Here is a 1,211-nt window from a genome sequence, read left to right as displayed (position 1 = left end):
AATCAGGAGAGACGATGAGCAGACGAGCACGGCGGAACCACACTCCGGCTTTCAAGGCGAAGGTGGCACTTGCCGCCGTCAAGGGTGACCGCACGCTGGCGCAACTGGCGGAGCAGTTCGACGTTCACCCCAATCAGATCACATCGTGGAAGGCCCAGCTCGAAGGCAGCGCTGCCGATGTTTTCGGTCCGGGCGGCGGGAGTCGGATCGCCGAACCCACCGTCGACGTGAAGTCGCTGCACGCCAAGATCGGCGAGTTGACGCTGGAGAACGATTTTTTAGAAGGAGCGCTCACCAAGGCGGGATTGCTGAGCGCAAAGCGATGATCGACCGTGAACACGATCTGCCGCTCAGCAAGCAGGCGGAAGCTCTGAACATCAGCCGCGGCAGCGTCTACTATCTGCCGCGTCCAGTGCCGCCCAAAGACCTCGCGCTGATGCAAAGGCTCGACCGGCTGCATCTGGAGTTTCCCTTCGCCGGTTCGCGAATGCTGCGAGGCCTGCTGGCTGCCGAGGGGTGCAAGGTCGGCCGCCGGCATGTCAAAACGCTGATGCGGCGGATGGGGATAGAGGCGCTCTACCGCCGGCCGCGCACCACCCAGCCCGAGCCCGGCCACAAGATCTATCCCTATCTGCTGCGCGGCATGGAGATCACGCGCCCGAACCAGGTCTGGGCGATGGACATCACGTACATCCCGATGGCGCGAGGCTTCGTCTATCTGGCCGTGGTGCTGGACTGGGCGACCCGCCGGGTTCTGTCGTGGCGGCTGTCGATCACCATGGAGGCGGCATTCTGCGTCGCGACACTGGAAGATGCCCTGGCCCGTCACGGCAAGCCCGAGATCTTCAACACCGACCAAGGCTCGCAGTTTACCGGCGCGGCGTTCACCGGCGTGCTCACCGACAACGGCATCGCCATCAGTATGGACGGCCGGGGCGCCTGGCGGGACAACGTGTTCGTTGAGCGGCTGTGGCGCAGCGTCAAATACGAGGAGGTGTATCTGCGGGCCTACGACAGCGTCAGCGACGCTCGCGCCTCGATTGGCCGCTATCTGGACTTCTACAATTGCCGCCGTCCACATTCGAGCCTTGACGGCAGCACACCGGATCAAGCCTACTTCACCCCGCTGCCGCTCCGCACGGCAGCCTAACCCCGGCAGAGGCTCCACTTATCGACGCGGATATTCTGTTCAGACAACCGGGGCCAGCTCA

1 protein-coding gene is annotated in these 1,211 nt (G+C 63.7%); it reads left to right on the top strand.

All coding sequences use genetic code 11. The features are described 5' to 3' along the window. The first annotated feature begins 14 nt into the window (after window positions 1-14). Window positions 15-1,150, top strand: a protein-coding gene (locus tag AC066S_RS38860) for an IS3 family transposase (RefSeq protein ID WP_478271916.1) whose coding sequence is annotated in 2 segments (ribosomal slippage) — window positions 15-273 and window positions 273-1,150 — 1,137 coding nt in all. Because the reading frame shifts where the segments join, the coding sequence is not laid out codon by codon here. The last annotated feature ends 61 nt before the right edge of the window (window positions 1,151-1,211 follow it).

It is taken from the genome of Bradyrhizobium sp. CFUWI (assembly GCF_056429085.1).
This window is presented reverse-complemented; position numbering and strand designations above follow the sequence as displayed.